Genomic DNA, 4,506 nt, shown 5'->3' with positions numbered 1-4,506 from the left:
GAGCGTCTGCGATCGTTTACCGATGATCCTTGGCCCTGCTGGGTCTGGGAGTTGGCGCCGGGAGTCACCATCACGCAGGAGTTATTCGTGCCGCACGAAATCTCCGCGTGTGTACTGATCTGGACGCTCGTCGGAGGCAAGCCGACCCGCTCACAGAGCGCCGCGAATCTCGTCATTCGCCCCTTTCTATCGGGCCGCGATTACCACGGCTCGCACCACGAAAACCAAGCCTTTCGTTTCGAGGCACAGCCTCAGCCGCTCGGAGTGACTTGGAAACCCTACGAGGCGATGCCGGCAGTCACGGCCCTCTCGAACGGAGCCTATCGGGCCGAACCTTTTTGGTACCGCAACTTCCTCTACACCCAAGAACGGGAGCGCGGGCTCGACTGCGTCGAAGATTTGGGCTCGCCGGGCACATTCTCGATCGATCTGCGCCAGCCCGGCGTGCTGATCTTCGCGGCACAGCCGTCTGTCCCAGCGTTAACCCAGCTGGGCGGCAGTGCGGCCGAGATCGCCCGGACGCTTGCCAAACGCGAGCGAACGCGCCGCGGCAAGTTTGCGAGTCGGCTCGCACGATCGGCCGATGCGTATCTCGTGCGCCGCGACTGCGCCGCATCGGCTGACGGTCGTACAAGCAACAGCCTCACGATCATCGCCGGCTATCCTTGGTTCGCCGACTGGGGCCGGGACACGTTTATCGCCCTGCGCGGCTTGTGCCTGGCCGTGGGCAGAATGAACGAGGCGGCGGAGATTCTCGCCGCGTGGGCCGGCACAATCTCCGAGGGCATGCTGCCCAATCGGTTCCCCGATCAAGGCGGCGCGCCCGAATATAATTCGGTCGACGCATCGCTGTGGTACGTTGTCGCCGTCGGCGATTTTCTTAAACGGAGCCAGACCGGCAGCCCCCCTGCTCCCCCGGCGCTCGTCCAAGAACTGCGCGGGGCCGTGCAGGCGATCTTGACGGGGTACTTTCGGGGCACCCGCTACGGGATTCGTTGTGACGCCGACGGCCTGTTGTGCGCCGGCGTCCCCGGTGAGCAATTGACGTGGATGGACGCCAGAATCGGCGACTGGGTCGTCACGCCGCGGATCGGCAAGCCGGTCGAGGTCGAGGCACTGTGGCTCGCGGCGCTCAAGATCGGCGCAGAATCCGACGGTCAGTGGAGCGGCGTCTACGCGCGCGGGTTGAAATCGTTTCAAAACCGCCTTTGGAATGAGTCGCTCGGTTGCTTGTACGACGTCGTCGATGTCGACCATCACTCCGGCCAGGTCGATGCCACGATCCGGCCGAATCAGATCTTCGCCGTCGGCGGATTGCCGGAGAATTTGCTGGATGTCAAACGGGCGCGCCGCGTCGTCGACCTGGTGGAAGAACGCTTGTGGACGCCGCTCGGCCTGCGCACGCTCGACCCGGCTGATCCCGCTTATGCGCCGCACTACGTCGGCGGCGTTAGGGAACGGGATGCGGCTTATCACCAGGGAACTGTTTGGCCGTGGCTGGCCGGTCCTTTCATCGAAGCCTGGGTGCGCGTGCGCGGCGACTCGCCCCAGGTCCGCACCGAAGCCAGGGCCAGGTTCTTGCAGCCATTGCTCGATCGTCTGGATAGCGCGGGACTGAGGCATCTTCCCGAAATCGCTGACGGCGATCCGCCCCACACACCGCGCGGATGCCCATTCCAAGCGTGGTCTTTGGGGGAGTTGATTCGTGCCAAATCCTTACTCGACGGCCCGACGATGCGCTGAGCGGCGCCACGCACGAATCCGGAGGTACGTGATTTGCACGAGTGAACTCGGACGACGCCGGACGAGATGCGCCGCGGAAAAACCGCCTCACTCTGAACACTCTCGTTGAGGAAGCGACATGGAAACTCGGCAATTCGGTAAGACGGACATGCGGCTGAGCGTTCTCGGTTTTGGCGGCGCCGAGATCGGGTTCGAGCAGGCTCCGCCGGAAGACGTCACGATGCTGTTAACAACCGCGTTGGGCGCCGGCCTGAATGTCATCGATACGGCCGAGTGCTATCTGGCCAGCGAGGAACTGATCGGGCAGGCGGTCAGCAATCGTCGCAAGCAGTACTTCCTATTCACTAAGTGCGGCCATCCCGAGCGGCCGGGCGTCGAGGATTGGCGCAAAGAATCGCTGCTCGACAGCATCGCACGCAGCCTCCTGCGACTGAAGACCGACCGGGTCGACCTGATCCATCTTCACACGTGCTCCGAACAAGAACTGCGCAAGGGCGAAGTCATTGCCGCACTGCAGGAGGCCCGCGAGCGCGGTTACACGCGTTACATCGGCTACAGCGGGGACAGTTCGGCCGCCCGTTATGCGATCGAGTGCGGCGCGTTCGATTCGCTGCAAACGTCGGTCAGCATTGCCGACCAGGAAGCGATCGAGCTGACGCTTCCGCTGGCGCGGGAGCGCGGCATGGGACTAATTGCCAAGCGACCGATCGCCAATGCCGCCTGGCGCTATTCCCAGAAGCCGAGCAATTGGTATCACCAGGCGTATTGGGAACGGCTCCAAAAACTCGACTACGACTTCTTGAAGGGCGACCCCCAGCAGGCAGCCTCGATCGCGCTACGGTTCGCGCTGAGCGTTCCGGGCGTGCACACGGCCATCGTCGGCACCAAGAATCCGACTCGCTGGCGTGAAAACGTCGAGCTGCTCAAGGCCGGGCCGCTGCCGCCCGAACAGTTCGAGGCGATCCGCGCCCGCTGGAAAGAAGTCGCCGACAAATCCTGGATCGGGCAGACCTGATCGCGGCTGAAACACGCTCGGGCGCAGCCAAAGTCGGAAAACTCTTGCATGCCCCAATAACCGGTGCGTGACAGCGAATAACGTTGAGCGGGCCGATCATCCAAAGCGACCGATGGGCGGCAATCGCTTCGCGCTCGGAATCCGACATGGCCACGACGACAACGGAAAAAGGCTACCGCGGGATGGGCATGGAAGGCCCCATCGCCCGTTGGTACGCGCGCATTACCCGACCGTCGCTGCCGGAGTTTCAGGCGATTGCTCAACGAGTTGCGGCCGCCGTTGCGCCCGGAGGCAGCGTGCTGGAGGTGGCGCCCGGGCCAGGCTATTTCGCGATCGAGTTGGCCAGGCTCGGTGGCCGCCACGTGACAGGACTCGACATCAGCCACACCTTTGTCGAGATCGCGCGACGCAATGCGATCGAGGCCGCAGTCGACGTCGATTTTCAGCAGGGAAACGCGGCCGCGATGCCCTTCCCTGCCGACAGCTTCGATTACCTGCTCTGTCGCGCCGCGTTCAAGAATTTCTCCGATCCGGAGAGCTCCCTTCGCGAAATGCACCGCGTTCTCAAGCCGGGCGGCCGCGCGCAGATTATCGACCTGCGTCGCGATGTGACGCCTGACGCGATCCGGCAGGAAGTCCAGAATTTGAAATTGGGAGTGCTCAACTCATTCGTCGTTCGGCAGACTTTTCGCTTCATGCTGATCAAGCGGGCGTATACGAGGGGCCAATTTCGACAGATGATCGCCGAGAGCCCTTTTCAGGGTGGCGAGATTCAAGACTCGCTCGTCGGCGTCGAGATTATGCTCACCAAGTGAAATTGCCCTCACCCCGGCCTGGCGCGGACAGGTTGACGGCTCACTTAATCCGGCGAGCGGTCTGCTCAATGCCGTTTTGATGGAGCACCAGGCTTGTGGCGGGACCCGTTTTCTTCAGTTTGAATTCCAGGGTGGCGTCGACGCCATGGTAGGACCAGCGCGTGGGAGAATCCGGAAAGACCTCTTGAGTGGGTTGATTCGTAATACTGACCATCAGGTGCCCATCGCGATCGCTAACAGTGAATATAAAGCTCGGGTTCAATTGATACCGACCCTCCAACCGGTGCCGAAGTTTCGCATCAACGGCGAGATCGCCCGGCGCATGGTCGGCCATCTCCTTTGATTCCGGCTTTGAGTCCCCGCCTGCCGCTTTCCTTACCAACTTGATCGCCAGTTGATCGAGCCCGTTGGTTACGGCCGTGTTGCACAACACAACGACCGCGCAGTGAAACTCACGATTGATGAAGATTGCCGAATGCGATCCACCGGTCTGACCGTTGTGCCAACGAGTCTGACCATCGCCGGCAATCATCCAGTTCAGTCCCATTGCCGGACCCGAAGCGTCCGCGTCGCGCTGTTGTTTCCAAGCCAAGTCGATTGCCTCGCCCAGTTTCCCGGTGGGCGGAGTCAATTGAGCCTGTGCGAAGCGCAGCATGTCGCGCATCGTCGCGTGAATGCCGCCGGCGCCCGGCAGATCGGCAAACGTCCAGGGCGGTGTGGCTGAGCCGAACTTGGCATGCGGCGTGGCGAGCCGCTTCTTTTGATCTTCGCTGAGGTCCACCGTGCAATCGGTCATTTGCAGTGGATTCGCGATTCGCTCCCGCAGCAACTGTTGATAGGACTTGCCAGCCTTCTGCCCAACCAGGTAGCCCAGAACCGACGCGCCAAAGTTCGAGTATTGCTGCTTCTCACCAGGCCGAATCGCCGGTTTGT

The 4,506-nt window shown here is 62.2% G+C and carries 4 protein-coding genes; 3 read left to right on the top strand and 1 reads right to left on the bottom strand.

Annotated elements, in window-relative coordinates:
• The 3 genes from VGY55_15660 to VGY55_15650 form a co-directional block, all read left to right on the top strand.
• Positions 1-1,743: amylo-alpha-1,6-glucosidase (locus VGY55_15660; GenBank protein ID HEV2971411.1), on the top strand; the 1,743-nt coding region annotated here is incomplete at its 5' end.
• Between the two features lie 118 nt (positions 1,744-1,861).
• On the top strand, positions 1,862-2,758 hold the full coding sequence (locus VGY55_15655; protein ID HEV2971410.1) for an aldo/keto reductase: 897 nt from the start codon (positions 1,862-1,864) through the stop codon (positions 2,756-2,758).
• A 146-nt stretch (positions 2,759-2,904) separates the two neighbouring features.
• A complete protein-coding gene (locus tag VGY55_15650; GenBank protein HEV2971409.1) occupies positions 2,905-3,573 on the top strand; it encodes a class I SAM-dependent methyltransferase in 669 nt (222 codons plus the stop codon).
• A 40-nt stretch (positions 3,574-3,613) separates the two neighbouring features.
• Here the strand turns inward: VGY55_15650 and VGY55_15645 are convergent.
• Positions 3,614-4,506, bottom strand: an 893-nt coding sequence (locus VGY55_15645; GenBank protein HEV2971408.1) for a serine hydrolase, incomplete at its 5' end; no start/stop codon positions are given.

It is taken from the genome of Pirellulales bacterium (assembly GCA_035939775.1).
In the GTDB taxonomy this organism is placed as follows: Bacteria; Planctomycetota; Planctomycetia; order Pirellulales; family DATAWG01; genus DASZFO01.
Note: the sequence above shows the minus strand (reverse complement) of the source record. Positions and strands in the feature narration are given on the sequence as shown.

Bases quoted from the DNA above. Each gene is read 5' to 3' on its own strand.
- VGY55_15650 (HEV2971409.1), top strand. From the start codon at position 2,905: ATGGCCACGACGACAACGGAAAAAGGCTACCGCGGGATGGGCATGGAA.
- VGY55_15655 (HEV2971410.1), top strand. From the start codon at position 1,862: ATGGAAACTCGGCAATTCGGTAAGACGGACATGCGGCTGAGCGTTCTC.